Source organism: Nocardioides acrostichi (genome assembly GCF_015319165.1).
Lineage (GTDB): Bacteria > Actinomycetota > Actinomycetes > Propionibacteriales > Nocardioidaceae > Nocardioides > Nocardioides acrostichi.
Window position 1 is genome coordinate 174,488 of record NZ_JADIVZ010000006.1, and the last position, 26,174, is coordinate 200,661.

General features: G+C 75.3%; 27 protein-coding genes and 2 riboswitches. Of the genes, 8 read left to right on the forward strand and 19 right to left on the reverse strand.

The window, feature by feature from the left end; translation table 11 throughout:
• Window positions 1–164: 164 nt before the first annotated feature.
• Window positions 165–1,253 (reverse strand): DUF475 domain-containing protein, encoded by a 1,089-nt coding sequence (locus ISG29_RS13310; protein WP_194503927.1) that lies wholly within the window; start codon window positions 1,251–1,253, stop codon window positions 165–167.
• Between the two features lie 186 nt (window positions 1,254–1,439).
• Here ISG29_RS13310 and ISG29_RS13315 point away from each other — a divergent pair, with 186 nt between their 5' ends.
• Window positions 1,440–2,024 carry a TerD family protein gene (locus tag ISG29_RS13315; protein WP_194503928.1) on the forward strand — a complete coding sequence of 195 codons (585 nt, stop codon included), beginning with the start codon at window positions 1,440–1,442 and terminating at the stop codon, window positions 2,022–2,024.
• Window positions 2,025–2,049: 25 nt separating this feature from the next.
• On the opposite strand, the gene ISG29_RS13320 is transcribed toward ISG29_RS13315, so the two are convergent.
• Genes ISG29_RS13320 through purS form a run of 3 tightly spaced genes read right to left on the reverse strand, consistent with a single transcriptional unit; the run spans window position 2,050 to window position 3,420 of the window.
• Window positions 2,050–2,493: a DUF3817 domain-containing protein gene (locus ISG29_RS13320; protein WP_194503929.1), complete on the reverse strand. Its 444-nt coding sequence runs from the start codon at window positions 2,491–2,493 to the stop codon at window positions 2,050–2,052.
• Window positions 2,494–2,509: 16 nt separating this feature from the next.
• Complete coding sequence (gene purQ / locus ISG29_RS13325) at window positions 2,510–3,178, reverse strand: phosphoribosylformylglycinamidine synthase subunit PurQ (protein ID WP_194503930.1); 669 nt, start codon at window positions 3,176–3,178, stop codon at window positions 2,510–2,512.
• Window positions 3,175–3,420, reverse strand: a complete 246-nt coding sequence (purS, locus tag ISG29_RS13330; protein ID WP_194503931.1) for a phosphoribosylformylglycinamidine synthase subunit PurS — start codon at window positions 3,418–3,420, stop codon at window positions 3,175–3,177. The genes purQ and purS overlap by 4 nt, the downstream gene beginning before the upstream one ends.
• A gap of 56 nt (window positions 3,421–3,476) precedes the next feature.
• On the opposite strand from purS, the gene ISG29_RS13335 reads away from it, so the two are divergent.
• Window positions 3,477–3,983 carry a general stress protein gene (locus ISG29_RS13335; RefSeq protein WP_407940215.1) on the forward strand — a complete coding sequence of 169 codons (507 nt, stop codon included), beginning with the start codon at window positions 3,477–3,479 and terminating at the stop codon, window positions 3,981–3,983.
• A 226-nt stretch (window positions 3,984–4,209) separates the two neighbouring features.
• Here ISG29_RS13335 and ISG29_RS13340 read toward each other — a convergent pair whose 3' ends face one another.
• The 7 genes from ISG29_RS13340 to ISG29_RS13365 form a co-directional block, all read right to left on the reverse strand.
• Window positions 4,210–5,211, reverse strand: a complete 1,002-nt coding sequence (locus tag ISG29_RS13340; protein WP_194503933.1) for a sugar phosphate isomerase/epimerase family protein — start codon at window positions 5,209–5,211, stop codon at window positions 4,210–4,212.
• A gap of 47 nt (window positions 5,212–5,258) precedes the next feature.
• A complete protein-coding gene (locus ISG29_RS13345; protein ID WP_194503934.1) occupies window positions 5,259–6,788 on the reverse strand; it encodes an acyl-CoA synthetase in 1,530 nt (509 codons plus the stop codon).
• Window positions 6,789–6,888: 100 nt separating this feature from the next.
• On the reverse strand, window positions 6,889–7,923 hold the full coding sequence (cobC, locus tag ISG29_RS20970) for an Rv2231c family pyridoxal phosphate-dependent protein CobC (RefSeq protein WP_328829094.1): 1,035 nt from the start codon (window positions 7,921–7,923) through the stop codon (window positions 6,889–6,891).
• Window positions 7,916–9,301 (reverse strand): cobyrinate a,c-diamide synthase, encoded by a 1,386-nt coding sequence (locus tag ISG29_RS20975; protein ID WP_328829096.1) that lies wholly within the window; start codon window positions 9,299–9,301, stop codon window positions 7,916–7,918. The genes cobC and ISG29_RS20975 overlap by 8 nt, the downstream gene beginning before the upstream one ends.
• On the reverse strand, window positions 9,298–9,912 hold the full coding sequence (gene cobO / locus ISG29_RS13355) for a cob(I)yrinic acid a,c-diamide adenosyltransferase (RefSeq protein WP_194503935.1): 615 nt from the start codon (window positions 9,910–9,912) through the stop codon (window positions 9,298–9,300). Before cobO ends, ISG29_RS20975 begins: the two co-directional genes overlap by 4 nt.
• Complete coding sequence (gene bluB, locus ISG29_RS13360; protein WP_328829099.1) at window positions 9,912–10,595, reverse strand: 5,6-dimethylbenzimidazole synthase; 684 nt, start codon at window positions 10,593–10,595, stop codon at window positions 9,912–9,914. Before bluB ends, cobO begins: the two co-directional genes overlap by 1 nt.
• Window positions 10,592–12,721 (reverse strand): VWA domain-containing protein, encoded by a 2,130-nt coding sequence (locus ISG29_RS13365; protein WP_328829102.1) that lies wholly within the window; start codon window positions 12,719–12,721, stop codon window positions 10,592–10,594. The genes bluB and ISG29_RS13365 overlap by 4 nt, the downstream gene beginning before the upstream one ends.
• 23 nt (window positions 12,722–12,744) lie before the next feature.
• A riboswitch (cobalamin riboswitch) is annotated at window positions 12,745–12,906 on the reverse strand.
• A gap of 25 nt (window positions 12,907–12,931) precedes the next feature.
• Here ISG29_RS13365 and cbiE point away from each other — a divergent pair.
• Window positions 12,932–14,230 carry a precorrin-6y C5,15-methyltransferase (decarboxylating) subunit CbiE gene (cbiE, locus tag ISG29_RS13370; RefSeq protein ID WP_328829105.1) on the forward strand — a complete coding sequence of 433 codons (1,299 nt, stop codon included), beginning with the start codon at window positions 12,932–12,934 and terminating at the stop codon, window positions 14,228–14,230.
• Here cbiE and ISG29_RS13375 read toward each other — a convergent pair.
• The 4 genes from ISG29_RS13375 to ISG29_RS13390 form a co-directional block, all read right to left on the reverse strand.
• Window positions 14,193–14,996, reverse strand: coding sequence for a cobalt-precorrin-4/precorrin-4 C(11)-methyltransferase (locus ISG29_RS13375; protein WP_328829107.1), 804 nt, complete (start codon window positions 14,994–14,996; stop codon window positions 14,193–14,195). The two genes, cbiE and ISG29_RS13375, sit on opposite strands and share 38 nt — an antisense overlap.
• On the reverse strand, window positions 14,993–16,570 hold the full coding sequence (locus tag ISG29_RS13380) for a precorrin-2 C(20)-methyltransferase (RefSeq protein WP_194503936.1): 1,578 nt from the start codon (window positions 16,568–16,570) through the stop codon (window positions 14,993–14,995). Before ISG29_RS13380 ends, ISG29_RS13375 begins: the two co-directional genes overlap by 4 nt.
• Complete coding sequence (locus ISG29_RS13385) at window positions 16,567–17,232, reverse strand: precorrin-8X methylmutase (RefSeq protein WP_194503937.1); 666 nt, start codon at window positions 17,230–17,232, stop codon at window positions 16,567–16,569. The genes ISG29_RS13380 and ISG29_RS13385 overlap by 4 nt, the downstream gene beginning before the upstream one ends.
• Window positions 17,229–18,236: a nitrite reductase gene (locus ISG29_RS13390; protein WP_194503938.1), complete on the reverse strand. Its 1,008-nt coding sequence runs from the start codon at window positions 18,234–18,236 to the stop codon at window positions 17,229–17,231. The genes ISG29_RS13385 and ISG29_RS13390 overlap by 4 nt, the downstream gene beginning before the upstream one ends.
• A riboswitch (cobalamin riboswitch) is annotated at window positions 18,194–18,390 on the reverse strand. (Overlaps the previous gene by 43 nt.)
• Before the next feature lie 198 nt (window positions 18,391–18,588).
• On the opposite strand from ISG29_RS13390, the gene ISG29_RS13395 reads away from it, so the two are divergent.
• From ISG29_RS13395 to ISG29_RS13410, 4 genes are read left to right on the forward strand one after another with little or no spacing between them, the layout of a single operon-like run.
• Window positions 18,589–18,825, forward strand: coding sequence for a CbtB domain-containing protein (locus tag ISG29_RS13395; RefSeq protein WP_194503939.1), 237 nt, complete (start codon window positions 18,589–18,591; stop codon window positions 18,823–18,825).
• Between the two features lie 16 nt (window positions 18,826–18,841).
• Window positions 18,842–19,615, forward strand: coding sequence for a CbtA family protein (locus ISG29_RS13400; protein WP_194503940.1), 774 nt, complete (start codon window positions 18,842–18,844; stop codon window positions 19,613–19,615).
• The gene (cobT, locus tag ISG29_RS13405) at window positions 19,612–20,655 is read left to right on the forward strand and encodes a nicotinate-nucleotide--dimethylbenzimidazole phosphoribosyltransferase (RefSeq protein ID WP_194503941.1); all 1,044 of its coding nucleotides are present in this window, start codon (window positions 19,612–19,614) and stop codon (window positions 20,653–20,655) included. The genes ISG29_RS13400 and cobT overlap by 4 nt, the downstream gene beginning before the upstream one ends.
• 47 nt (window positions 20,656–20,702) lie before the next feature.
• Window positions 20,703–21,449: an adenosylcobinamide-GDP ribazoletransferase gene (locus ISG29_RS13410; protein WP_235959843.1), complete on the forward strand. Its 747-nt coding sequence runs from the start codon at window positions 20,703–20,705 to the stop codon at window positions 21,447–21,449.
• Window positions 21,450–21,460: 11 nt separating this feature from the next.
• Here the strand turns inward: ISG29_RS13410 and ISG29_RS13415 are convergent, their stop codons facing one another.
• Window positions 21,461–22,018: a bifunctional adenosylcobinamide kinase/adenosylcobinamide-phosphate guanylyltransferase gene (locus ISG29_RS13415; protein WP_194503942.1), complete on the reverse strand. Its 558-nt coding sequence runs from the start codon at window positions 22,016–22,018 to the stop codon at window positions 21,461–21,463.
• A gap of 32 nt (window positions 22,019–22,050) precedes the next feature.
• On the opposite strand from ISG29_RS13415, the gene cbiB reads away from it, so the two are divergent.
• Window positions 22,051–23,010 carry an adenosylcobinamide-phosphate synthase CbiB gene (gene cbiB, locus ISG29_RS13420; protein ID WP_194503943.1) on the forward strand — a complete coding sequence of 320 codons (960 nt, stop codon included), beginning with the start codon at window positions 22,051–22,053 and terminating at the stop codon, window positions 23,008–23,010.
• Here the strand turns inward: cbiB and ISG29_RS13425 are convergent.
• Genes ISG29_RS13425 through ISG29_RS13435 form a run of 3 tightly spaced genes read right to left on the reverse strand, consistent with a single transcriptional unit; the run spans window position 22,958 to window position 25,682 of the window.
• Window positions 22,958–23,686 (reverse strand): cobalt-precorrin-6A reductase, encoded by a 729-nt coding sequence (locus ISG29_RS13425; RefSeq protein WP_194503944.1) that lies wholly within the window; start codon window positions 23,684–23,686, stop codon window positions 22,958–22,960. The genes cbiB and ISG29_RS13425 overlap by 53 nt on opposite strands.
• On the reverse strand, window positions 23,683–25,119 hold the full coding sequence (locus ISG29_RS13430) for a cobyric acid synthase (protein ID WP_194503945.1): 1,437 nt from the start codon (window positions 25,117–25,119) through the stop codon (window positions 23,683–23,685). Before ISG29_RS13430 ends, ISG29_RS13425 begins: the two co-directional genes overlap by 4 nt.
• Window positions 25,116–25,682 (reverse strand): 2'-5' RNA ligase family protein, encoded by a 567-nt coding sequence (locus ISG29_RS13435; RefSeq protein WP_194503946.1) that lies wholly within the window; start codon window positions 25,680–25,682, stop codon window positions 25,116–25,118. The genes ISG29_RS13430 and ISG29_RS13435 overlap by 4 nt, the downstream gene beginning before the upstream one ends.
• Window positions 25,683–26,174 lie beyond the last annotated feature (492 nt).

Consider the following 26,174-nt stretch of genomic DNA (forward strand, 5'->3'; position numbering starts at 1 on the left):
CGCGTCGTCCGAGAGCCGGGGTCGGGTGCGGGCGCAGGGTGCGGGGTGCGGGGTCGGACGGCGTTTCTTCCCCTGGGACGGTGAAACAACACCGTCCCAGGGGCGAATTCGCCGGACGTCCGGTGAATTCGTCCCGGCCACCAGCGGACGACGGCGCCGGCGGGTCAGTGCGTCGACGCGACCGTGGCCACGTCGTCGTCCTCCTCGGGGTGCCGCTTCTTGTGGGCGACCGAGGAGACCACGGCGAGCCCGATGAAGCCGACGCCGATGAGCCCGGTCACGACCTCGGGCACGTGGTAGTGCACGCTCGCGAGCATGATGCCGGCCAGCGCGCCGATGGCCCACATGGCACCGTGCTCGAGGTAGAGGTACTCGTTCAGGGTGCCTGCCCGCACGAGGAAGATCGTCAGCGATCGGATCCAGAAGGCGCCGACGCCGAGACCCAGCGCGATCACGAGCACCTCGTCGCTGATCGCGAACGCGCCGATGACGCCGTCGAAGGAGAACGACGCGTCGAGCACCTCGAGGTAGAGGAAGGTGAAGACGCCGGCCTTGAACAGCTCCATCGTCATCTTGCCGTTGGGAGCCAGGTCGACCGTCTCGCTATCGTCGTCCTCCTCCATCGAGGCCTCGAAGAGCGAGTCGAGGCCGCTCACGAGCAGGTAGGTGATGAGACCGGCGACGCCGGCGACGAAGACGGTGAGGCTGTCCTCCTCGGGCGCGAGGGCGTGCATGAGGTAGAGGCCGGCCAGTGCGATGACGACCGAGAACTGGTCGAGCTTGCCGACCTTCTGCAGGGCGAGCTCGATCGGCTTGAGCCAGAGCACCTCGCGCTCGGGGTCGAGCACGAAGTCGAGGAAGATCATGAGCAGGAAGGTGCCGCCGAAGGCGTAGATGGCGACCTCGGACTCGGCCAGCTTCTCGCCGTAGGTGGTGGCGTCGTTGAGCGCCAGGTCGATCACGTCGGGGATCGAGAGGTTGGCGGTGACGGCGACGATGATGATCGGCAGCACCAGGCGCATGCCGAACACCGCGATGATGATGCCGACGGTGAGGAAGAGTTGCTGCCAGATCGGGTGCATCCGGTTGAGGATCCGGGCGTTCACGACCGCGTTGTCGAAGGAGAGGCTGACCTCGAGCACGCTCAGGATCAGCACGATCAGCGCCGTCTGCGGGCCGCCGAAGGCGAACGCGACGACCAGCGCGGCCAGGGTCAGCACTCCGGCGAACCAGAACTGTCTGAAGTGGGTCATGACTTCCCTATCTGCGCAGAGGTCGGGGACGGCGCACCTCGCCGGCCCGGGTCGGGCGGATACTTCCCGCGGGTGAGGCTTTCACACTCCCGCCCCGTCGCGTCGCTCGAGCCCCCGATCGACATGCGTCTGGCAAGGTGGACCGCACAGCACGACTCGACACGACTCGACCGAAGGGCACCCTCCATGGCCATCTCGCTTCAAAAGGGCGGGAACATCTCGCTCACCAAGGAGGCCGGCGCCACCGGTCTCGCGAACGTCACCGTCGGCCTGGGTTGGGAGGCCCGCACCACCACGGGCGCGGCCTTCGACCTCGATGCCTCGGCCATCGTGTGCAACGCCGAGGGCAAGGCCGTCGACGACAAGTCGTTCGTGTTCTACGGCAACCTCGCCAACGGCAGTGGCTCGGTGCAGCACCAGGGCGACGAGCGCACCGGCGACACCGAGGGCGACGACGAGCAGATCAAGATCGCCGTCACGCAACTCGGCGCCGAGGTCGACAAGGTCGTGTTCTCCGCCTCCATCTACGACGCCGAGAAGAACGGCCAGAACTTCGGCCAGGTGCGCAACGCCTATATCCGCGTCGTCAACGACGCCGACGGCACCGAGCTCACCCGCTACGACCTCTCCGAGGATGCCTCCACCGAGACCGCCATGCTCTTCGGTGAGCTCTACCGCAACGGCGACGACTGGAAGTTCCGCGCTGTCGGCGCCGGCTACGCCTCGGGTCTGGCCGGCATCGCCACCGACTTCGGACTCAACGTCGGCTGACGTCCTGTGTGGCGGCCCCGCCCGGTCACGAGCCGGGCGGGCCCGCCACCAGCGCGAGGGCGGTCAGGGCGCCGACCGCCAGGAGCGCGACCACCAGGCCCCGCAGGGGTCGGTCGATCAACCAGGCGACCGGACGCTCGGCCACACGGGCGGGCTCCTCGTCGAGCAGTCGCCAGCCCGGCATCAACAGGTCGCGGCGCTCGGCCCACCGGTCGAACCACACCGTGCAGAACGGAGGGATCGACGCGGCCACCCCAGCCAGTAGCACGCCCCGGCGCCATCGCTGGTCGATGCCCGTGGCGAGGCAGGTCAGCACGTAGGCGATGAACACGATGCCGTGCAGCATGCCGAAGACGCGCACACCGAGCTCGGTGACGCCGGAGTACTTCAGCACCATGCCGATCAGCAGTAGCCCCCAGGTGATCGCCTCGGCGAGGGCGACCTTGGCGAAGAGCGGACGCGGACCCACGTGATCGGCCCTCCGATCAGGCGAGCACGGAGGCGGCGAGGCTGGTGAAGAAGCCCAGCCCGTCGGTGCCGGATCCGGTGAGCTCCTCGACCGCGTGCTCGGGGTGCGGCATCAGGCCGACGACGTTGCCGCGCTCGTTGGTGACGCCGGCGATGTCGCGCAGCGAGCCGTTGGGGTTGGTGCCCAGATAGCGCGCGACGACGCGCCCCTCGCCCTCGAGCCGATCGAGGGTGTCGGCGTCGGCGACGTAGCCGCCCTCGCCGTTCTTGAGCACGATGGTGATCTCGTCGCCGACCTCGTAGGCCGAGGTGAACGGGGTGCGGTCGTTCTCGATGCGCAGCGCCTGGTCGCGGCAGACGAATCTGCGGTGGTCGTTGCGGATCAGCGCACCGGGCAGCAGATGGGACTCGCAGAGGATCTGGAAGCCGTTGCAGATGCCGAGCACCGGCATGCCGCGACCGGCGGCCTCGATGACCTCGCCCATGACCGGCGAGAAGCGGGAGATGGCGCCGCAGCGCAGGTAGTCGCCGTAGGAGAAGCCGCCCGGCAGCACGACGGCGTCGACTCCGCGGAGGTCGGCGTCACCGTGCCACAGCGCCACGGCCTCGTGCCCGCCGATGCGGACGGCGCGCTGGGCGTCGGCGTCGTCGAGCGAGCCGGGGAAGGTGACGACGCCGACCTTCACGACTCGACCCGCACGGTGAAGTTCTCGATGACCGGGTTGGAGAGCAGGGTCTCGGCCATCTTCTCGACCTCGGCGAGCACCTCGTCGGTGACCTCACCGGCCACCTCGAGCTCGAACCGTTTGCCCTGGCGCACGTCGAGCACGCCGCTGAAGCCCAGGCGGGGCAGCGCACCGTGCACGGCCTTGCCCTGGGGGTCGAGGATCTCGGGCTTGGGCATCACATCGACGACGACTCGAGGCACGGGCCCATCGTAGAGGTGGCGGCTGTGGAGCGAGACGGCAGACTGGAGGCATGAGCATGAACCCCCGCGCGCTGGGCGCCGCCGGAGCCAACCCCCTGAAGCTGGAGTTCCCGCAGTCGCTGGCCACCTACGACGACTACGCGCAGGCGCAGCGCACCGTCGACTACCTCAGCGACCACGAGTTCCCGGTGCAGAACTGCATGATCGTCGGCACCGACCTCAAGCGGGTCGAGCGCATCACCGGGCGCCTGACGACCGGCCGCGTCGCGATCGGCGGCATCGGGTCGGGCGCCTGGTTCGGCGGCTTCGTCGGCCTGGTGCTCTCGCTCTTCGACGACAACGACTTCTGGCGCACCCTGGTCTCCACGGCCCTGCTGGGCGCCCTGTTCGGGCTGATCTTCGCGCTGGTCTCCTTCGCCATGACCCGCGGCCAGCGTGACTTCTCCTCCGTCACCCAGGTCGTGGCCACCCGTTACGAGGTGCTGGTCGAGCACAAGGTGGCCGCCCGGGCCCGCGAGATGCTCGCGGACCTGCCGGGCGCCCTGCCCAGCCCCTTCGAGTGAGAGGCCCGCAGTGACGAGGAGCGCGCCCTGGTCGCGGCCCGGAACCCGCGAGCAGGGCGGCGGCTCGTGGTGCGCGTCCGCAGTTCCTGAACGGTTCGCGTCGTCAGGGTGCGCGCATCGCAAGGCGGCGACACGTGGGCATACCGGGGTGTTTCGAGTGTTGCCGACGAAAGCGAGGTGCGTGCCATGGCGGCGCCAAGCGTTCGAAGACTTCGGGGGCGTGCCACTAGCGCACACCCGCCCGCGACGCGGCGTCGAGCAACACCCCAGCAGCCTCCTGGAGGCCCTCGATCGGGCCGAGGGAGGTGTCCTCGTGCTCGATGTTGACGATCATGCCGGGATCCACGCGGTGCAGCGCGGCCAGGAAACGCGCCCAGTAGTCCACGTCGTGTCCGCGGCCGACCGCCACGAAGTCCCAGGCCGAGGGCGAGGGCCAGCGGTTGGCCCACTCGTCTCCGCCGAGGTTGACGCGTGGCTCGTCGGGAGCCAGCCGGACGAAGCTGTTGTCGAGGACGCCGTTGATCGCCGCGTGCTCGTTGACGCGGACGTCCTTCGCGGCCGCGTGCACGACCGCACTGCCCAGGTGCTCGATCACGGCGACGGGATCCATCTGCTGCCAGAACAGGTGCGAGGCGTCCAGCTCGACGCCCAGGTTCGTGGCGCCGATGCGCTCGCGCAGCTCCAGGAACGAGGCGGGGTTGAAGACCAGGTTCTGCGGATGCAGCTCCAGGGCGACGGTGACGTCGAGGTCGCGGGCCAGGGCGTCGATGCGACGCCAGAACGGTTCCGCGACCTCCCACTGGAACTCGAGGACGTCGAGGGCCGCCGAGTTCCAGGCGTTGACGACCCAGCTCGGCCTCGTGGCACCGGGCTCCGCGCCCGGGAGGCCCGACATCGTCACCACGCGACGCTGCCCCAGGCGGTGCGCCAGTCGCACCGCGCGCTCCACGTCGGCGGCGTGGGCCGTGCCGATCGCCGGGTCGGGGTGCAGGGGGTTGCCGTTGCAGTTGAGTCCGAGGATCTCCAGCCCGGCGGCCGCGAAGACGCCCAGCAGTCGGTCCCGCGAGGCGTCGTCGACGAGCATCTGCTCGAGGTCGGGCACGTGCACCGGCGGCAGGAAGCCTCCGGTGTTGAGCTCGACGCCGTCGAGACCGAGAGCCTCCACGACCGTGAGCGCCTCCTCCAGGCTCCGATCGTGCAGGACCGCGTTGTAGACACCGATCTTCATCGATCCCCCTCTGCTCAGAATCCGAGCGGACCCTAGCCCGCTCGGCGTCAACCGCCGTGCGCCTCGACCAGCCGGCGCTTGACCAGCTTGCCGGTGGGAGTGCGGGGCAGGTGGTCGACGAAGTGGACGACTCGAGGTGCCTTGAAGCCGGCGAGCTCGGCGCGGACCGCTTCGATCAGCTCGGCGGCCAGCGCATCGTCGCCGCTCACACCCTCGCGCACCTGCACGAAGGCGGCCACCCGCTCCCCGAGGTCGTCGTCGGGCAGGCCGACGACGGCCACGTCGTAGACGGCCGGGTGCAGGGTCAATACGTTCTCGATCTCCTGCGGGTAGACGTTGACGCCGCCGCTGATGATCGTGAACGCCTTGCGGTCGGTCAGATAGAGGTAGCCCTCGTCGTCGAGGTAGCCGACGTCGCCGACCGCCGTCCACGTCTCGTGCTCGGGATGCTGGGCGGCGGCCGTCTTCTCCGGATCGCCGTGGTAGCGAAACGGCAGGGTCTCGCGCTCGAAGTAGATCGTGCCGACCTCGCCGGCAGGCAGTTCGCGGCCGTCGTCGTCGCACACGTGCGCGACGCCGAGCAGCGTGCGACCCACCGACCCCTCGTGCGTGAGCCACTCCGCCGAGGTGATGGCGGTGAAGCCGTTGCCCTCGGTGGAGCCGTAGTACTCGGTGAGCACCGGGCCCCACCACTCGATCATCCGTCGTTTCACCTCGGGCGGGCACGGCGCCGCCGCGTGCACCGCCTGACGGAGGCTGGAGAGGTCGTAGCGACGGCGCACCTGCTCGGGCAGCTGGAGCAGCCGCACGAACATGGTGGGCACGACCTGGAGGTGGGTGACCCGGTGCTGCTCCACGAGGCGCAGCAACTCCTCGGCGTCGAAGCTCGCGGTCATGACGACGGTGCCGCCCCACGCGACGACGGCACCACACCAACGCAGGGGCGCGGCGTGGTAGATGGGCGCCATGCTGAGGTACACGGTGTCGGAGTCGACCCCGAACAGCATCTGGGTCAGCGAGCTCATCGGGTCGCCCGGCTCGTCGACGCGCAGCGGCAACATCGCGGTGCGCACGCCCTTGGGCCGGCCGGTCGTGCCCGAGGAGTAGAGCATGTCGGACCCGCGCGGCTGCTCCGCATCGTCGGGCAGCGGGTCGGCGTCGAGCAGGTCGGTGTAGGGCCGGTGCCCGGAGACCTCGGCGCCGAAGGCGAAGCGGTGGGCGATCCGAGGTGTGAGGTCGCCGATCGCCTCGGCGAGCTCGGCCAGGCCGGCCGACGCGATGAGCACCGTGGCGCCGCAGTCGTCGACGATGTAGGCGACCTCCGCCGGCTTGAGGTGGTGGTTGACCGCGGTGATGTAGAAGCCCGACCGCATGGTGGCCCAGTAGACCTCGAAGGACTCCGGCGCGTTGTCGGTGAGCAGCGCCACCGCGTCGCCGGGTCGGACGCCGAGATCGCGCAGGGCGTGCGCGACCCGGGAGGAGCGGTCCTCGAGGCGGGCATAGGTCGTGACCCGGCCGTCGTCCATGACGAGCGCCGGCTTGTCGGGGGTCTGGGCCGCACGGGTTCGCGGATACACGTGGCCTCCTCGGCTCTGCGGGTGGTCACAGCATGCCGAGTCGAGACCCGCAGGTCGAGCAGCAAGATCGCTCGGGCCGGCGTCATCGGCGGCGGCGCCTTCAGCAGGCCGCGATGCCGACCAGCTCACGGAGCAACACCTCGGTCATCGGGCGCGGGCGGGTCGCGATGCGCACCACGGTGTCGTCCAGCCCGGGGAAGGTGTCGCACCGGCGCACCGCCACCCCGCGCTCGCGCAGGCGGGCGTGCACCCCGCACCCGACCCGGGCCAGCACGAAGGGGGCCTGGGAGGGCACCTCGAGGCCGACGCCGACAGCGGCGAGGTCCGCGGTCAGGTCGCGTCGCCAGGCCTGGAGCTGCCGCGCCCGCCGCAGCTGCTCGGCGCGACCCTGCGTGGTGGTGACCGCGAGCGCCGCGGCGCTCGCTGCCGACGAGACCGACCAGGGCGTCCGCAGCCGGGCGAGCTCGTCACGCAGGGAGGGGTTCGCCAGGAGGTAGCCGGCGCGCACCCCCGGTATGGCCCAGGTCTTGGTGAGGCTGCGCACCACCACGAGCCCCTCGAGCTCGTCCGAGGCCAGCGACTCCGGCTCGCCGGGCACGGCGTCCATGAAGGCCTCGTCGACCACCACCACACGCCCCGGCGCCCGCAGCGAGCGCAGGAGGGCCGCGGGGTGCAGCACGCCGGTGGGGTTGGTGGGGTTGCCGACGACGACCAGATCGGCGTCGGTCGGGATGGCCTCGGGCTCCAGGGCGTGGCCGGTCTCCGGGCGGGTGAGCACCGCCTGCACCCGGTGGCCGGCCTGCAGCAGGGCGGCGTGCGGCTCGGTGAACTGGGGGTGCACGACGACCGGGTGCCGCCACCGGCGCAGCCGCGCCACCAGCGTGAACGCCTCGGCCGCGCCCGCGGTCGCGAGCACCTCGCCCTCCGCGCGTCCGTGCAGGCGGGCCAACGCCGCCTCCGCCGGGGTCGGGTCGGGGTAGTGGGTCACGTCGTCCACCGCGTCGCGCAGCGCCTCGACGAGCCACGGGGGTGGCCCGAGGGGGTGCACGTTGACCGCCAGGTCGAGTAACCCGCTGCCCCGCACCTCGACGTCGCCGTGGTGGGCCAGGTCCGGCCCCGGTCCGGCCTCACTCACCGTGCACCGCCGCGGCGAAACGCTCGGCGAGCTGCGGGTGGCCGGCCCAGTGGGTGTGCAGGTAGGAGGCGTGCAACGTCGCGCTGGCGAAGCCGACCGCCTCGCCGTCGACCTGCCAGGCGGGGCTCCAGCCGGGCTGCGGGCCGGCCTCGGCCAGGCCGGTGTGGTGGAACTCGTGGCCGGTGACGCGCTCGCCGCGTCGGGTCAGCAGCGAGTCGCTCGGCGCCACCGCCTCGGGGTAGCGCAGCGTGAGCCGGCCGCCCATGGTGGCGTCGGCCGGCAGCGCCCCCGCCATCGGCGTGCCGTCGAGGGTGCGGCACAGGTAGAGCAGCCCGGCGCACTCCGCGACGGTGGGCAGACCGCCGGCGACGGCCTCGCGCACCTGCGCCAGCAGCGCCCGGTTGGTGCCCAGCTCGGCGGCGTGCACCTCGGGGAAGCCGCCGCCGAGGTAGAGGCCCCGGGTGCCCGGGGGCAGGGTCTCGTCGCGCATCGGGTCGAAGGCCACCGGTCGGCACCCGGCCGCGATCAGCAGCTCCTCGGTCTCGGGGTAGCGGAAGGTGAAGGCGCGACCACCCGCCACGGCGACCACCGGCTCGCCCCCGCCGGACGGCGGTCGCAGCGGCGGCGTCCAGGGCTCGGCGTCCAGCGGCCCGGCGGTGCCGGCGAGGGCGAGCACGGCGTCGAGGTCGACGTGCCGCTCGACGAGGGCGGCCAGGTCGTCGAGCGCGTGCTCGGAGAGCTCCCGCTCGGCGGCGGGTACGAGACCCAGGTGCCGCGAGGGCGTGGCCACGCGCTCGTCGCGCGGCACCTGCCCGACCACGGGCAGCCGCACCGAGGAGGCGACCTCGGCGGCGTGCCGGGGCGAGCCGACCTGGTTCAGCACCACACCCACGACGCGCACCGACGGGTCGTAGGTGGCCATGCCGTGCACCACGGCGCCCACGGAGCGGCTCGAGCGGGCGCAGTCGACCACGAGCAGCACCGGGGTGGCGCTCAGGGCGGCGACGTGCGCGGTGGAGGAGAAGCCGTCGGTGCCCACGCGACCGTCGTAGAGGCCCATCACGCCCTCGATCACGGCGACGTCGGCGCCCGCGGCGCCGTGCCGCAGCAGCGGGACGACCCGCTCCTCGCCCACGAGGTGGGGGTCGAGGTTGCGGCCGGGCCTCCCGGTGGCCAGGGCGTGGTAGCCGGGGTCGATGTAGTCGGGCCCGACCTTGTGCCCGCTGACCACGAGCCCGCGCCGGCGCAGCGCCGCCATCAGCCCGGTCGCGATGGTCGTCTTGCCCTGGCCGGTGGCCGGGGCGGCGACGACCAGGCGCGGCAGGGCCGCCGGTGGCGCCGGGGCCGGGGGGGCCGCGGCGAGCGAGGGTGCGCTCACCACTCGATGCCCCGCTGTCCCTTCTGGCCGCGGTCCATCTGGTGCTTGACCTTCGTCATCTCGGTCACGAGGTCGGCGGCCTCGACGAGGTCGGGGTGGGCGCGGCGTCCGGTGACCACGACGTACTGGCGGCCGGGGCGCTCGGTGAGCGTGCGCACCACCTCGGCGACGTCGACCCAGCCCCACTCCATGGGGTAGGTGAACTCGTCGAGCACGTAGAGGTCGTGCCGCTCCTGGGCCAGGGCGCGCCGTACCTCGGCCCAGCCCTCGGCGGCGTCGGCGGCGTGGTCGGTCTCCTCACCGCTCTTGCGCGACCACGACCAGCCGGCGCCCATCTTGTGCCAGGTGACGGAGCCGCCCTCGCCGGTCTGCTCGTGCAGCTCGCCGAGGCGCTCGAGCACGGTCTGCTCGCCGATGCGCCACTTGGCGGACTTCACGAACTGGAACACCCCGACGCTCCAGCCCTGGTTCCAGGCGCGCATCGCCAGCCCGAAGGCGGCCGTCGACTTTCCCTTGCCGTCGCCGGTGTGCACCATCAGCAGCGGCAGCGAGCGGCGCTGCGCGGTGGTGAGCCCGTCGTCGGGCACGTAGGTGGGCTTGCCCTGCGGCATCACTGGCCTCCGAGGCGCTCGTGGTGGACGGCGTCGCGCAGCGGCCGCCGCGCGCGCCAGCGGTGGCGCTCCAGGTCGGGCACCTCGGCCAGGCCCTCGACCTCGCCCACGCACAGCCACGCCAGCGGCCGCACGGGGTCTCTCACGCCGACGAGGTCGGCGAGGACGGGCTCGCGGTAGAAGGAGACCCAGCCGACCCCGAGGCCCTCGGCGGTCGCGGCCAGCCAGAGGTTCTGCACGGCGAGCACCGCCGACCACGGACCGGTCTCCTGCACGGTGCGCCGGCCCAGCACCCGGGGGCCGCCCCGGGTGGGGTCGTAGGTGACCACGACGCCGAGACCGCTCTCGCGGATGCCCTCGACGGTGATGCCGCGGAACCGCTCTCGCCGCTCGGTGGGCAGCTCGACGGCGAAGGCGCGCGCCTCCTCGGCCACATGCGCGGCAAACGCCTCGAGGGTGGCCGGCTCGCGCACCAGCACGAAGTCCCACGGCTGGCTGAGCCCGACCGACGGCGCGGCGTGCGCAGCGGCCAGCACGCGCCACAGCACGGCCTCGTCGACGGGCCGGCCGGTGAACTCGGTGCGCACGTCGCGGCGGCGCCCGATGACGTCGTAGACCGGGTGGTGGGCGGCCAGGGCCCGCACGCTGTCGATGGCGTGCCGAGGGGCGGCGGGCGCGCTCACGCGGCCCGCCCGGTGCCGCGCCCGGCCAGCCCCGCCAGCACGCCGGCGTCGACGAGGTCGACCGGCACGTGCTCGGCGCCCAGGTGCTCGGCGAGCGTGCGGGCCAGGCCCAGGCGCAGGGGTCCGCTCTCGCAGTCGACCACGAAGGCGGCCACGCCGTCGGCGCGCAGCCGCTCGGCCGCGCGTCGCGAGCGGGGCACGGCGTCGGCTCCGGAGGTGGCGCGACCGTCGGTCACCACGACCAGCAGCGGACGCCGCGCACCCGGGCGCCGGGCCTCGCGGCGCAGCACCTCGGCGCACGCGAGCAGGCCCTCGGCGACCGGCGTACGGCCGCCCGTCGGCAGCTCGCGCAGCCGGGTCGCGGCCACGTCGACCGACGAGGTCGGTGGCAGCAGCACCTCGGCGCCGCTGCCGCGGAACGTCACCAGGCCCACCGTGTCGCGACGCTGGTAGGCGTCGAGCAGCAGGCTGAGGATCGCGGTCTTGACCGCCTCCATGCGCCGCCGTGCCGCCATCGAACCCGAGGCGTCGACGCAGAACAGCACCAGATTGGCCTCCCGGCCCTCGGTCACCGCCACCCGCAGGTCGGCCGGCGCCAGCCGCAGCGCCCCGGCGACCCGGCCGCGGGCCACCTGGTGCGGGACGGCGGCCCGCACCGTGTGCGCCAGGTGCACCGCTCCGGACGACCCGGGCGACCCGGGCAGGGGGCGGCGCGACCCCACCCGGCGACCGCCGGCGCTGCGCGCGCGGCTGCGGCGACCGGTCGGGCCCGACCCGCCCCGGCGGGCCTGCAGGAGCCGGGCCCGGAAGGTCTCGCCGACTCCGGCGACGGCGCCACCGGCCGACCGGCCGCCCGCCGTCCGGGCACCCGTCTCGCCGTCGTTCTCACCGAGGGGCTCGGCACCGGGCTCGCTCTCGGGTTCCTCGACCTGCTCCGTCGTGGAGTCGGTGGGCGCCCGGTCGCCAGGCTGGTCCTCGGCCTGGTCATCGGCCTGGTCATCGGCCGGGTCATCGGCCCGGTCACCGGCCGGCCCGTCAGGACCGTCGGGGCCGTCAGGACCGTCGGAACCGTCGGGGCCGTCCGGCTCGGGGTCGGGCTCGGGGTCGTCGGGCCCGAGGGCCTCGTCGAGGGCGTCGTCGAGCCGGTCCTCCTCGAGCGTGGGCTCGTCGAAGGGGCCGCGTCGACGTCGGTGCGGCAGCGCCAGCCGGGCGGCGGCGCGCACGTCGGCGCGGGTGACCTGGGTGCGACCGCACCAAGCGGCGTGGGCCACGGCGGTGCGGGCGGTGACGATGTCGGCGCGCAGACCGTCGACGTCGAAGGCGGCGCACACGTGCGCCACGGCCTGCAGCATCCGGTCGGGCAGGGTCACCGCGCCGACCAGGTCGCGCGCGCTCGCCACCCGGGCGGCGAGCTCGCGCTCCGCGGGTGCCCAGGCGGCGGCGAAGGCGGCGGGGTCGGCCTCGAAGGCCATCCGCCGGCGCACCACCTCGGCCCGCAGCGCCGGGTCGCGCGGGGCGGCGACGTCGACGGCGAGGGCGAAGCGGTCGAGCAGCTGCGGGCGCAGCTCCCCCTCCTCGGGGTTCATGGTGCCGACGAGGACGAACCGGGCGGGGTGCACGACCGACACGCCGTCGCGCTCGACGGTGGCGCGGCCGGTGGCGGCGGCGTCGAGCAGCAGGTCGACGAGGTGGTCGTGGAGCAGGTTGACCTCGTCGACGTAGAGCAGGCCGCGGTGGGCCCGGGCCAGCAGGCCGGGCTCGAACTCGGTGACGCCCTCGGCCAGGGCCCGCTCGAGGTGCAGCGAGCCGACGAGGCGGTCCTCGCTGGCCCCCACGGGCAGCTCGACCAGCCGCACGGGACGACGCTCGACGGGCGCGCCGGCGAGGCTCGCGTGGTCCGGGCCGACGTCGCCGGCGTCGGCGGGGTCGGTGGAGAACCGGTCGCCGGCGACCACGTCGATGCCCGGCAGCACGGCGGCCAGGCCGCGTACGGCCGTGGTCTTGGCGGTGCCCTTCTCGCCACGCACGAGCACGCCGCCCGCTCCGGGCGTGAGCGCCGCGAGCACGAGCGCGAGCACCATGTCGTCGGAGCCGACGACGGCGGACAAAGGATACTGATGTGGCACGTGAGGCTCCCGCTCCTACGCCAACGGATGATCGCCTCGAGGCCGGTCTTCGGACTTCCGACTCTCGTGCGTGGCGTGCACGTGCCGGTCACCGCAGCGGGCCTGTGCCGGACTCTCACCAGCTTCCCAGATTCTCTCCACCGGCCCGACCCCCTGGGGGCCTGACCTCGGAGCACCTCGTGGCTCGCCGCCACGATAGCGTCACCGAGCGTGCCCGCCGACCCCGCCCACGCACCGGACGCCACACCGACCACCGGACCGGACCAGGCACCGCCCGTCCAGGTGGTCGGCATGGGCGCCGACGGCTGGGGCGGCCTGCCCGACCCGGTCCGCGAGCGGCTCCTGGCGGCGCGCGTGGTGCTGGGCGGCCATCGCCACCTCGACCTGCTGCCCGCGGTGCCCGGCCAGGTCCGCGAGCCCTGGGGGCGCCCCTTCCGCGCCAGCCTCGAGGCGCTGCTCGCCACGCACCGGCCCGAGGGCGGCGTGGTCGTGCTGGCCTCGGGCGACCCGCTGGTCTCGGGCGTGGGCACCACGGTCGTCGCGCTGCTGGGGGCCGAGCACGTCGAGGTCGTGCCCGCGGTGTCGTCGGTCGCGCTGGCCCGCGCCCGTCTGGGCTGGAGCGCCGAGCAGGCAGACGTCGTCACCGTGGTCGGACGCCGCTGCGAGCGGGTGCTGCGCGAGGTCGCGCCGGGGCGTCGGCTGCTGGTGCTCACCTCGGACGCCACGACGCCCGCCGAGGTGGCGGGCCTGCTGGTGGGGGCCGGGCACGGCGATGCGGTGCTGTGCGTGCTGGGCGACCTCGGCGCGACCACCGAGTCGCGCCGCACCGCCACCGCGGCCGACTGGCACGCCGGTCGGGCCGGCGAGGCACCCGCCCTGCACGTGCTGGCGATCGAGATCGCCGCCGCGCCCGGGGCGGAGCCGGTCACCTCGCCCGCGACCTGGGCCGCGGGCCTGCCCGACGAGGCCTTCGAGCACGACGGCCAGCTGAGCAAGCGCGACGTGCGGGCCAGCGCCCTGGCCCGGCTGGCCCCGGCCCCGGGGCAGCTGCTGTGGGACGTCGGGGCGGGCGCCGGGTCGGTGGGCATCGAGTGGATGCGCGCCCACCCCACCTGCCGCACCGTCGCCCTCGAGCAGCACCCGGAGCGGGCCGAGCGGGTGCGCCGCAACGCGGCCCGTCTCGGGGTGCCCGACCTGGAGGTGCGCGAGGGCCGGGCGCCCGAGGCGCTGACCGGCCTGCCCGACCCCGACGCCGTCTTCGTCGGCGGCGGTGCCACGGCGCCGGGCCTGCTCGAGGCGTGCCGGGCGCGGCTGCGCCCGGGTGGACGCCTCGTCGTCCACGGCGTCACGCTCGAGACCGAGGCGCTCCTGGCCGCCGCGTACGCCGCCCACGGCGGCGAGCTGACCCGCCTCGCCGTCGAGCACGCGGCGCCGATCGGCACCATGACCGGGTGGACGCCGGCCCGCACGGTCACCCAGTGGAGCTGGGTGGCTCCTCCCCGGCCCTGAGCCGGCGCCGCTCCCGCGAGTAGAGGTAGGACTCCCCCGCGACCTGCCCTGCGGTGGTGTCGGGGTCGGCGAGCGCCCGGCCCACCAGCACCACGGCGGCCTGCCGGAGGTCGTGGGCCTCGACGGCGTCCGCGACGCAGGTCGCCCCGCCCACGGTGCCACGCAGCACCAGCTCGCCGGGCTGGGAGGCGCGGTGCACCACCACGACCGGGCAGTCCGGCCCGTGGGTGGGCGTCAGCCGCTCGAGCAGCTCGCGCACCCGGGTGATCGCCAGGTGCAGCACGAGGGTGGCCCCGGTCGCGGCGAAGGCCTCGAGCGACTCGGTGGCCGGCATGGCGGTGGAGCGCGCCTGGGTGCGCGTGAGCACCACGGACTGCGCGACGAGCGGCACGGTGAGCTCGCGGCCCACCAGCGCGGCCGCGGCCGCGTAGGCCGGCACGCCGGGCACCACCGACCACGCCACGCCCGCCGCGTCGAGCCGGGCGCCCTGCTCGTGCAGCGCCGAGTAGAGCGACGGGTCGCCCGAGGTGAGCCGCACGACCCGCTCACCGCGGGCGTCGGCGTCGACCATCAGCGCCACCATGGTGTCGAGGTCGAGGGCTTGCGTGTCGACCAGCCGGGCCGAGGCCCGGCAGTGCCCGAGCACCGCCTCGTCGAGGTAGGTGCCGGGGTAGAGCACCAGGTCGGCACGGGTCAGCAGGTCGACGGCCCGCAGGGTCAGCAGGTCGGCCGCGCCGGGGCCGGCTCCCACCAGGTGCACCGTCACGGCGCCTCCTCCGGCTGCGCCCAGCGCGGCGTCCAGACCCGACCGGCGCGGTCGACGCGGGTGCTGCTCGAGCCCACCACGAGCAGGCACTTCATGTCGATGCTGCGCGGGTCGAGACCGCCCAGGGTGGTGACCTCGACCGACTCCTCGGCCCGACCCACGTCGCGACCCACCACCACGACGGTGTCGGGGCCCTGGTGCTCGAGCAGCACCTTCTGGGCCTCCACGACCTGCTGGGTGCGGCTGCGGCTGGCGGGGTTGTAGATCGCGATGACCAGGTCGGCCTCGGCCAGGGCGCGCAGCCGCCGCTCGACCAGCGACCACGGCTTGAGCCGGTCCGAGAGGCTCACGAGCGCGACGTCGCCGCCCAGGGGGGCGCCAGCCCGGGCGGCCACCGCCTGCGCCGCGCTCACCCCCGGCAGCACACGCACGTCGACGCCGTCGTAGCAGGGGTCGTCGGCGGCCTCGAGCACCGCGGTGGCCATGCCGAACACGCCCGCGTCGCCGCCGCTGACCACGGCGACCCGCTCGCCACGCCGGGCCAGGTCGAGCGCGAGCCGCGCCCGGTCGATCTCGACGCCGTTGCCCGAGGCGTGCCGGGTCAGCCCGGCGCGCTGCGGCACCCGGTGCACGTAGGGCGCGTAGCCCACCACGTGCTCGACCCGGCCCAACGCCTCGCTCACCTCGGGCGTCGTCCAGGCGTCGGGACCAGGCCCCAGACCGACCACCACCACCTCGCCGGGCTGCGGAGCGGCAGGGCCGGGCGCGACCGCGGCCAGCGCGGGCGGACGCCGTCCGCTGCCGTGGCGGGAGTCACCGGCCACCACGACCAGCGAGAAGTACGGCACCGTGGCGGGGTCGACCTCGGCCACCGGCAGCCAACGCTCGGCCGGCATCGAGGCGCGCTCGACGTACATCGCGTCGTCGAGGCGACCGGCCGCCTCGAGCGCGCGCCGCACCGCGGGGAAGGTGCGCCCGAGCTTCATGACCACCGCACCCTCGGTGTCGGCCAGGCGCCGCGCGAGCTCGGGCTCGGGCAGCGTGCCGGGCAGCACCGTGAGCACGTCGGTCTGGCGCACCAGCGGCCAGGCGAGCGCCGCGGTGGCGGCGGCGAAGGCCGGCACACCGGCCACCACCTCGGTCTCGAAGCGGGCGGCGAGGCGGTCGTGCATGTACATGAACGAGCCGTAGAACATCGGGTCGCCCTCGGCGAGGAGCACCACGTCGCGACCGGCCTCCAGGTGCGCGGCGAGCCGCTCGGCGGCCTCCTCGTAGAACGCCGCGATGGCGCCCGCGTAGCCGCCGGGGTGGTCGGTGGCCCCGGTGGTCACGGGGTAGGTCAGACACTCCTCGAGGACGCCGGGGGTCAGCAGCCCGGCCACGGTGCGCCGCGCGTTGGACTCCTTGCCGGCGCCGGCGTGGTACGCGACGACGTCGGCGGCGCCGATGAGCCGGGCCGCCTTGAGCGTCACCAGCTCCGGGTCGCCCGGACCCACCCCGACACCCCAGAAGCGACCGCTCGTCACCGGGCTCGTCACCGGGCTCGTCGGCGGGCTCGTCGGCGGGTTGCTCATTCGACCTCCTGGGCCAGTGCGTTGATCGCCGAGCAGGCGATCGCGGAGCCGCCGCGGCGCCCGCGCACCGTCACGAAGGGCAGGTCGATGCCGTGGTCGCGGCGCAGGTCGGCCAGGGCCTGCTTGGACTCCGCGGCCCCGATGAAACCCACCGGGCAGCCGACGACCGCAGCCGGACGCGGGGCGCCGTCGACCAGCATCTCGAGCAGGTGGAACAGCGCCGTCGGCGCGTTGCCGATGGCCACCACGGCACCCTCGAGCACCGGCTCCCAGAGCGAGACGGCCGCGGCGCTGCGGGTGGTACCCCACTGCGTCGCGAGCCTCGGCACGCGGGGGTCGGCGAGGTCGCAGCGCACCTCGTTGCCGCGGGGCAGCCGGGAGGCGGTGACGCCCATGGCGACCATCCGTACGTCGCACAGCACCGGGGCGCCGCCCTCGAGTGCGGCGCGTGCGACCGGCACCACCTCGGGGTGGACCACCAGGTCGGGCACGAGGTCGACCTGCCCGCTGCCGTGCACCATCCGCACGGCCAGCCGCTCGGCCCCGGGCGGCACCGTGGAGAGGTCGGCCTCGGCACGGATCGTGGCGAAGGAGTCGCGGTAGATCGACGCACCGTCGGCCTCGTAGGCGTAGCGGCGAGTGGGAGCCTGCGGCGCGCTCATCGGCCGGCCCCCGTCGCGCCGGGCACCAGCACGCTCGACCACGGCGTCACCCGCACCTCGTCCCCATCCGGACCGGCGGCCTCGTCGAGCGCGGCGAGCCCGTGAGCGTCCAGGCGCGCGTCGGGCAGGGCCACGAGCACGCCGGCAGGCGTGGGGCCCGGCTCGGGGGGCGCACTGCGCACGAGGGCCCGCGAGTCCGGCGCGGAGGGCTCGGCCAGCGGCGCCGGCAGCTCGCGTACGTGCCAGGGCGCGGCCCGCCCCGGCCCGCGGACGTCGAGGAAGCGGCGCGCCAGCTCGCACGCCCGTCGCGGGAGGTCGGCCAGGGCCAGCCGCTCGCCCCAGCCGTCGCCGACCCGCAGCTGCGCGGTGTCGGGGTCCAGCGCCACCGCACCGAGGTCGGCGCGCTGGTCGGCGAGGTCGCCGCGACCGTCGTCCAGCACGAAGAGGAAGCGCCCCGGCAGCTCGGCCAGCCGCGGGTCGGCGCACAGGGCGGCGTCGAGGGCGTCGACGACCGGCCCGAGGTCGGCGCGCCCCCCGGCCAGCCCGGTCAGCGGTGAGGCCAGCACGTTGCGCACCAGCTCGTGGGTGGGGTGCGGCACCAGACCCGTGGCGAGGACGGCGCGTCGCACGTCGGCGCGCACGGCCGGCCCGCCGTCGGACGGCAGGCCGCGCACCTGCAGGTTGGCGCGCGAGGTGACGTGGACCGACCCGTCGCCCCAGCGCTGGGCCACCTCGAGCAGGGCGCGCAGCCGCCGACGCGAGACCCGCCCGCCCGGCACCCGCAGCCGCACGAGCAGGCCGTCGTCGGCCGGCCAGGGACGGAACAGACCGGGGCACCGGTCGGGTCGCACCCGTTCGCTGTCGTGGGACCGGGCATCGGAGAGGGAAGCAGGCGGTGCGGCCACGCGGGAGTCCTTCGAGGTCTGGGGCCCACTCGCGAAGCCCGATCCGACCTCACGGCAGGTCGCCGCAAGGGCCAGCAGGTCTTCGGACTCGGGCTCCATCGGCGCCGGGCGCCTTCCCAGATCCTCCGGTCACCCGGTCTCACCAGTGGCATCGTGCCCGGCCCGTCACCCACACCGCTGCGCGTCAGTCCCGGATTCGCACCGGGTTCCCAGTGACTGGCGAGACGACCGTACCAACTCCGGGGCGATCGCCACCGGCGCGGCGGCCGTCGTGGACACCCCCGTTCCCTTCGACCGCCGGATGCCCTACGCTCCGACTGCGGGCTCGAGGAAGCCGGTGAGAATCCGGCACAGTCGCGCTACTGTGACCGCCCCTCCGGGGCGGGAGTCAGACCCGACGGCCCGCTTCCATCCCATCGATGTCAGGGCGCTGTCACCCTGAGGAGGATCCATGTCACAGATCTCCCCTGCCCCGCTCACCTCGGGCACCGCTTCTCTCCCCGCCGTCCCGGTGGCCGCCATCCCGCTGCGCGAGCTCGCCCCGTGGGCACTGCTGTTCGCCCTGCTCGGGGCGCTCGTCTTGTTCTTCGTGGGCGTCGACCAGGGCGCGGTCTCGGTGCCGTCGGGCGTCTACGTGCACGAGCTCGTGCACGACGGCCGGCACCTGCTCGGCTACCCCTGCCACTGAGCGGCGGCAGCGCACCGTGAGTGCCCGTGACCTCCTCGTGAGAGGACTCCTCGCCGGCCTCGTCGCCGGCCTCGTCGCCTTCGCCGTCGCCGCCACCGTCGGGGAGCCACCGGTCGAGCGCGCCATCGCGGTCGAGTCCAGTGCCGCCCACGAGCACGGGACCGACGGCACCACCCCGGCCCACGACCACGACGAGGAAGGGCCGGTCAGCCGCACCGTGCAGCGCACGGTGGGCCTCTGGATCGCCACCGTCGCGGTCGGGGTCGCCCTGGGTGGGCTCGTCTCGATCGGCGCCGCGTTCGCCGTCGGTCGGCTGGGTCGCCTGACGCCCGGGCAGTCGACGGCCGTGGTGGTCCTGGTGGGCTTCTGCGCGGTGGCCCTGGTGCCGTTCTGGCGCTACCCGGCCAACCCGCCGGCGGTGGGCGAGGCCGCGACCATCGGCACCCGCACGGCCGCCTACTTCGGGTTCGTCGGCGTCTCGCTCCTGGCGGCCGTCGTGGCGGTCGTCGTCGGGGCGCGGCTGCTCGGCCGCCTAGGCGCGCACGGCGCCGTCGTGCTGCCGACGCTGGGCTACCTGCTCGTGGTCGGCGTGGTCGGCTCGCTCATGCCCGCCGTCGACGAGGTCGGCGGGTTCCCCGCCGACGTGCTGTGGGACTTCCGCACCGCCTCGCTGCTGGTGCTCGCGAGCCTGTGGGCGGCGCTCGGGGTGAGCCTCACCTGGCTGGTCGCGGCGTTGCACCGCCGCCACAGCGAGGTGGCCGCCCGCCGAGCCTGGGCGGCGAGCCTGTGAGGCACCCGAGGGTCGCGGCCCCAGACGACGCCACCCGGGCCGCGGCGCAGGAGCGGCTCGAGGCCCTGGCCGTGCCGGCCGGCGCGCTGGGCCGACTCGGGGACCTGGCCGTGCGGCTTGCCGCCCTCACCGGCGAGCTGCCGCCCCCGGCCCTGGACGGTCCGGGCGAGGTGCGGCTCGTCGTCTTCGCCGGCGACCACGGCGTGGCCGCGCACGGCGTCTCGGCCTACCCGGCCGCCGTCACGCCCGCGATGGTGCGCACGCTGGTCGCGGGCCGGGCCGGGGTCTGCGCCCTCGCCGCCGCGCACGGTGTGAGCGTGCGGGTGCTCGACCTCGGTGTGGACGACGACCTCGCCGGCGTGCCGGCCGACGTCACCGCCTCGCGGGTGCGCCGCGGCTCGGGCGCCGTGCACCTCGAGGACGCCCTCGACGAGGCCGAGCTGCGGCGCGCGCTCGAGGTCGGCCGCGAGGCGGCCGGCGTCGAGATCGCGGCCGGTGGCCGACTGCTGCTCAGCGGCGACCTCGGCATCGGCAACACCACGCCCGCTGCCGCTCTCGTGGCGGCCGTGCTCGGGCTGCCGGCCACCGAGGTCGTGGGCCGCGGCACCGGCGTCGAGGACGACGGCCTGCGCCACAAGACCGAGGTCGTGCAGCAGGCCCTCGACCGCACCCGCGACCGGCACGACGACGCCCTCGACACCCTGCGGGCACTGGGCAGTGCCGACCTCGCCGCCACCGTGGGCTACCTGCTCGCCGCCGCCGAGCGGGGCGTGCCCGTGCTGCTCGACGGCCTGATGTCGGTGGCCTGCGCCCTGGTGGCCGACGCGGCGGCGCCCGGCAGCGCGGACTGGTTCGTCGGCGGTCACCGCTCCACCGAGCCGGCCCAGTCCCTGGCGCTCGCGAAGCTGGGCGTCGACCCGCTGCTCGACCTCGGCCTGCGGCTGGGCGAGGGCAGCGGCGCCGTGGCCGCCGTGCCGCTGGTGCGCTCGGCCGCCGCCCTGCTGCGCGACGTCGCCCTGCTCAGCGAGGTGCTGCCCTGAGCGACGCCGCCTCACCGGGCGACGCGCTGCGGCTGGCCGTCGGCACGCTGAGCGCCGTGCCCGTGGGCGCCCCACGCCGGGTCGGGCCTCGGACAGCCGGGTGGGCGATGCTGCTGGCACCCGTGGCGGTGCTGCCGCTGGCGCTCGCCACGACCGTGACCCTGCTGGTGGCCCGGGGCCTGGGTCTGCCGCCCCTCGGAGCCGGGGTGCTGGGCGTGGTGGCGCTGGCCCTGGGCACCCGCGCCCTGCACTGGGACGGCCTCTCCGACGTGGCCGACGGGCTCACGGCCTCCTACGACCGCGAGCGCTCGCTCGCCGTGATGCGCACCGGCGCCTCGGGACCGGCCGGCACGCTGGCGGTGGTGCTCGTGGCCGGCCTGCAGGCCACCGGGCTGGCCACGCTGGCGGCGGCCCCGCCGCTCTCCCCCGGCTCGGTCCGCGGTGCGGTGGCGGCGGGCCTGCTGGTGCTGGTGTCGCGGTGCAGCCTGACCGTCTGCTGCGCCCGGCCGGTGCCGGCCGCCCGCGCCGAGGGGCTCGGGACGACGGTGGCGGCCAGCGTGCCCGTCCTCGGGGCGGTGCTCTCGTGGGTGCTGGCCCTCGCCCTGCTCCTCGCGCTCGCCCCGCTGCTGCACCTGGAGCCCGTGCGCCTCGTGGCGGTCGTGGCGAGTGCCGCCGTCGTCGTGCTGGTGCTGGTGCGCCGCTGCGTGGTGCGGCTGGGCGGGGTCACCGGCGACGTGCTCGGCGCCGGGGTGGAGCTCGCACTCGCCGTGCTGCTGGTGGGGGCCGCCCCGTGAGCCGGAACGCCCTAGAGCACCAGCACCCGCCCGGCCACCACCAGGTGGACCTCGCCGACGACCCCGCCGACCCGCTGGTTGACCGTGCCCAGCAGGTCGCGGAAGACCCGGCCCGAGCGGTGGGCTGGCACGACCCCGAGGCCGACCTCGTTGGTCACCAGGACCACCTCTCCGGGCCCTTCCCCCAGGGCCGTGGTCAGGCCGTGGAGCCGCTCGTCGAGGAGCTCCTCGAGCCGCGGCGCCGTCCACTCCCAGGCCTCCGCGTCGTCGAGGAGCGCGGTGAGCCAGGTGCCCAGGCAGTCGACCAGCACCGGCCCCTCCGGCGCCGCGCCGCGGACCGCGCCGGCCACGTCGGTGGTCTCGAGCGTCGTCCACGCGACCGGACGGCGGGCCCGGTGGGCCGCGACCCGCGCCGCCCAGTCGGGGTCGGCCCCGCCGCCGGGCACCGGGTCGGGTGCCGGGCCGGGCGCGACGTAGGTCGCCGGCCCCTCGCCGGCGAGCCCCCGCACCAGGGCCTCGGCGTGGCGGGACTTGCCGGAGCGCACGCCCCCGGTCACGAGTACCTGCATGACGTCTCCTTCTCTCGCGCGCGGGCGCGCGCGTGAGCCCGCGGGCCGTCGGCCTGCTGGCCGGCTTCGTGCTGGACGCCGCCCTCGGCGACCCCGCACGCCACCACCCGGTGGCCTGGTTCGGCACCGTGGCCGGTCGTCTGGAGTGCCGGCTCTGGCACGACCGCCGCGGGTGGGGCGTGGCGTACGTGGCCGTCTTGGTGGGCGGGGTCGTCGTGCCGGCGGCGGCGCTGGAGAGACGGCTGGGCCCGGTGCCGCGGGCCGCGGCGACCGCGTTGGCCACCTGGACCGTGCTCGGCGGCACCGGCCTGGACCGCGAGGCCGCCGTCGTCCAGCAGCGCCTCGAGGCCGGTGACCTGCCGGGCGCCCGGGCCCGGGTGGGCCGGATCGTGGGCCGCGCGACGGCCGACCTCGACGAGGCCGGGGTGGCCCGGGCCTGCGTGGAGTCGGTGGCCGAGAACACCGCCGACGCGGTGGTGGGCTCGCTGGTCTGGGGTGGCCTGCTCGGCCTGCCCGGCCTGGTCGGGCACCGAGCCGTGAACACCCTCGACGCCATGGTGGGTCACCGCTCGCCGCGGTACGCACGGTTCGGCTGGGCGGCGGCGCGCCTCGACGACGTCGCCGGCGTGCCCGGCTCCCGCCTCACCGCGCTGCTCGCGACGTTCCTGGGGCCGAGCCCCGCCGGGGCGGTGCGGGCGTGGCGACACGACGCCGCCGCGCACCCCAGCCCCAACGCGGGGCCGGTCGAGGCGGCGTTCGCCGGCGCTCTCGGCGTCACTCTCGGCGGCGCCAACGACTACGGCGGTCGCGTCGAGCACCGAGCCCGGCTCGGCGACGGGCCCCCTCCGGCGGCCGCCGACGTCGCCCGGGCCCGCGCCCTGGCGCGGCGGGTCGACCGCGCCGCCGTGCTGGTGTGCGGCCTGCTCGCCGTCCGCGACCTCACGCACCGCGGCGCCGCTCGAGCCAGGCCAGCGCGGCGGCGACGTCGCTGACGGTCTCGACGCCCGGGCGGGTCGGCGGACGCCGCACCACCACGCACGGCACCCCGAGCTCGGCGGCGGCCTGCATCTTCGGCCAGGTGTAGGTGCCGCCGGAGTCCTTGGTGACGAGCACGTCGGCGGCGTGCTCACCCAGCAGGGACAGCTCGCCGGCGAGATCGTAGGGGCCGCGGTCGCGGCGCAGGGCCCACGCCGGCGGCAGCGGCTGCTCGGGCGGGTCGACGACGCGGGCGAGCACCGCGCACGCCGCCAGGGCGGGCACGAAGGCGTCGAGGTGCTGGCGACCGACGGTGAGCAGGGGCCGGGAGCCGAGGGCCCGGGCCGCGGCGGCGGCCCGCTCGTGGTCCTCGACCCAGACCCAGGCCCCGGTGGGGTCGCTCCACCCGGGGCGAGCCAGGCGCAGCAGCCGGTCGGCCGGCACCGCCGCGGCGGCATGCGCGGAGATGGTCGCGGCGAAGGGGTGCGTGGCGTCGACGACGACGTCGAAGCCGCGCGCGTGCTCGGCCAGGCCGGGCACCCCGCCGAAGCCGCCCACGCGCACCTCGCCCACCGGCAGCCGGGGCCGCGTGACCCGGCCGGCCAGCGAGGTCTGCACCCGCACGCCCTCGGCCACGAGCGCCTGCGCCAGGTCGCGGGCCTCGGCCGTGCCGCCGAGCAGCAGCACCCTCATCGCACCGGCCCCGATCCGCGGCGGGCGGCGGGTGCGCTGCCGAGGGCGAGGTCGAGCAGCGCATCGACGTCGAGGTGGGCCTCGACGAGGTCGCCGAGCCGCTCGAGGCGCTGCTCGCGGGCCTCGCCGAAGCGGGCCCGGGCGACCACGCCGAGGGTCTGCGCGAGCAGCGCGGCCCGCTCGGCGTCGTCCTCGAGCAGACCGTGCGCCATCGTCGCCCGCACGACGCCGCGCGTCAGCTCGCCCTCGACCCGGCCGTGGTGGATCTCGTAGCCGGTCGCACCGGTGCGGCGCAGCGTCTTCTCGGCCGCGAAGCGGGTCTCGAGGTCGAGCAGGCCGAGCCCGGGCACGTCGGCGCCCGGCGGACCCTCCACGCCGTCGGGGTCGCTGATGCGACGGCCCAGCATCTGGGCGCCGCCGCAGATGCCGAGCACCGCCCGACCGGCGGCGGCATGGTCGGCCACCGCCATGTCGAGGCCGCGCCCGCGCAACCAGGCCAGATCCTCCAGCGTGGCGCGGGTGCCGGGCAGCACGACGAGGTCGGCGTCCCCGAGGTCGCGCGGGCTGGCGGTGAAGACGACGTCGAGGTCGGGTTCGAGGCCGAGCGCATCGACGTCGGTGAGGTTGGAGAGCCGGGGGAAGCGGATGACGGCGACCCGGCGTCCGCGCCCGGCGCCGGCGCGGCGGGCCTCGAGATCGAGGGCGTCCTCGGAGTCCAGCCACACCTCGGGGTGCCAGGGCAGCACGCCGTGCACGGGCAGGCCCGTGCGGCGCTCGAGCTCGTCGAGGCCGGGGCGCAGCAGCGCGGGGTCGCCGCGGAACTTGTTGACCACCCAGCCCGCCAGGAGCGCTCTGTCCTCGGCGTCGAGCAGCTCGCGGGTGCCGACGAAGGCGGCGAAGACCCCGCCGCGATCGATGTCTCCGACCACCACGGTGGGCAGGTCGAAGCGCCGGGCCAGACCCATGTTGACGTAGTCGCCGGCCCTCAGGTTGATCTCGGCGGGGCTGCCCGCCCCTTCGGCCACCACGACGTCGTAGCGGCCGGCGAGGTCGGCGTAGGCGTCGTGGGCGGCGGCGGCCAGGTGCCGGCGCCCCTCCTCCCAGTCGCGGGAGGAGACGCTGCCGGCGGGGCGGCCCATCAGCACCACGTGGCTGCGCCGCTCACCACCGGGCTTGAGCAGCACCGGGTTCATCGCCACCTCCGGCGGTGCCCCGGCGGCCAGGGCCTGGACCCACTGGGCCCGCCCGATCTCGGCGCCGCCTGCGCGTTCCGGCGAGCCGGGCGCGTCGACCACCATCGAGTTGTTCGACATGTTCTGCGCCTTGTAGGGCGCCACCCGCACCCCCCGCCTCGCGAGCGCGCGGCACAGACCGGTCACGACCACGCTCTTGCCGGCGTCCGAGGTGGTGCCGGCCACCAGCAGGCCGCTCATCGCGCCACCACCGCGCGGTCGTCGTCGAGCGCCCACGCGTGCAGCAGGCGGCAGCCGTGGTTGGCCCAGCGCTGCAGGTCGACGCGGTCGACGCGGTGCCGCACGGGGAGCAGGTCGCCCAGGGACGCCGTCACCGAGGCCGCGGTGGTGCGGGCGGTGCGCTGGTCGAGGGTCAGGTGCGGCACGGCGGCCGGGTGCCGTCCGGCGTAGGGCGGGCACTGCGGGAAGGCCGCGGCGAGGCGGCGTCCGAGCTCGGCCAACGGCTCGGCGGGCTCCGGCACGAGGTGCAGCAGCCCGTCGGGGAAGGCCGCGACGCGGGCGAGGCGGACGTCGAAGGCCGGCCAGCCGGCGAGCACCCGCGCCACCGCGGCGAGGTCGGCGGCCGACGGGTCGGGCAGCCACGGCGCGAGCAGGGTCACGTGGGCGTGCACGAAGCCCGCGTCGTCGGAGACGAACGAGGGGTCGTGGTGGCGGGTGCGCTCGCGCACCCACGGGTCCAGCGCGGGCACGGGCACGGCCAGCACCGTGTGGCCGCGCGCGCCCCAGCCCGACGGCTCACTCACACGCCCTCCCCACCCGTGGTCGAGCGCGCCCCCGGTGGTTGAGCCGCGAGGAGCGCCAGCGACGAGCGCACCCCCGCCGGTGGTTGAGCCGCGAGGAGCGCCAGCGACGAGCGCACCCCCGCCGGTGGTTGAGCCGCGAGGAGCGCCAGCGACGAGCGCGTCGAAACCCCGCCAGACCCAAGACCCCGTCCCCGACGCCCCCGACCGCCTGCGGGGGTTTCGACACGGGACTCGCCTGGCGGCTCGCCCGGCTCAACCACCGGCCCATCCGGTGGTTGAGCCGCGAGGAGCGCCAGCGACCAGCGCACCCCCGCCGGTGGTTGAGCCGCGAGGAGCGCCAGCGACGAGCGCGTCGAAACCCCGCAAGACCCAAGACCCCGTCCCCGACGCCCCCGACCGCCTGCGGGGGTTTCGACACGGGACTCGCCTGGCGGCTCGCCCGGCTCAACCACCGGCCCATCCGGTGGTTGAGCCGCGAGGAGCGCCAGCGAC

Excerpts from the sequence above, each read along its gene's own strand:
- ISG29_RS13310 (WP_194503927.1), bottom strand. The coding sequence starts at position 1,253 with ATGACCCACTTCAGACAGTTCTGGTTCGCCGGAGTGCTGACCCTGGCC.
- ISG29_RS13315 (WP_194503928.1), top strand. The coding sequence starts at position 1,440 with ATGGCCATCTCGCTTCAAAAGGGCGGGAACATCTCGCTCACCAAGGAG.
- ISG29_RS13335 (WP_407940215.1), top strand. The coding sequence starts at position 3,477 with ATGAACCCCCGCGCGCTGGGCGCCGCCGGAGCCAACCCCCTGAAGCTG.
- ISG29_RS13340 (WP_194503933.1), bottom strand. The coding sequence starts at position 5,211 with ATGAAGATCGGTGTCTACAACGCGGTCCTGCACGATCGGAGCCTGGAG.
- cobO (WP_194503935.1), bottom strand. The coding sequence starts at position 9,912 with ATGCCGCAGGGCAAGCCCACCTACGTGCCCGACGACGGGCTCACCACC.
- ISG29_RS13380 (WP_194503936.1), bottom strand. The coding sequence starts at position 16,570 with ATGAGCAACCCGCCGACGAGCCCGCCGACGAGCCCGGTGACGAGCCCG.
- ISG29_RS13385 (WP_194503937.1), bottom strand. The coding sequence starts at position 17,232 with ATGAGCGCGCCGCAGGCTCCCACTCGCCGCTACGCCTACGAGGCCGAC.
- ISG29_RS13390 (WP_194503938.1), bottom strand. The coding sequence starts at position 18,236 with ATGGAGCCCGAGTCCGAAGACCTGCTGGCCCTTGCGGCGACCTGCCGT.
- ISG29_RS13395 (WP_194503939.1), top strand. The coding sequence starts at position 18,589 with ATGTCACAGATCTCCCCTGCCCCGCTCACCTCGGGCACCGCTTCTCTC.
- ISG29_RS13415 (WP_194503942.1), bottom strand. The coding sequence starts at position 22,018 with ATGCAGGTACTCGTGACCGGGGGCGTGCGCTCCGGCAAGTCCCGCCAC.
- ISG29_RS13425 (WP_194503944.1), bottom strand. The coding sequence starts at position 23,686 with ATGAGGGTGCTGCTGCTCGGCGGCACGGCCGAGGCCCGCGACCTGGCG.
- ISG29_RS13430 (WP_194503945.1), bottom strand. The coding sequence starts at position 25,119 with ATGAGCGGCCTGCTGGTGGCCGGCACCACCTCGGACGCCGGCAAGAGC.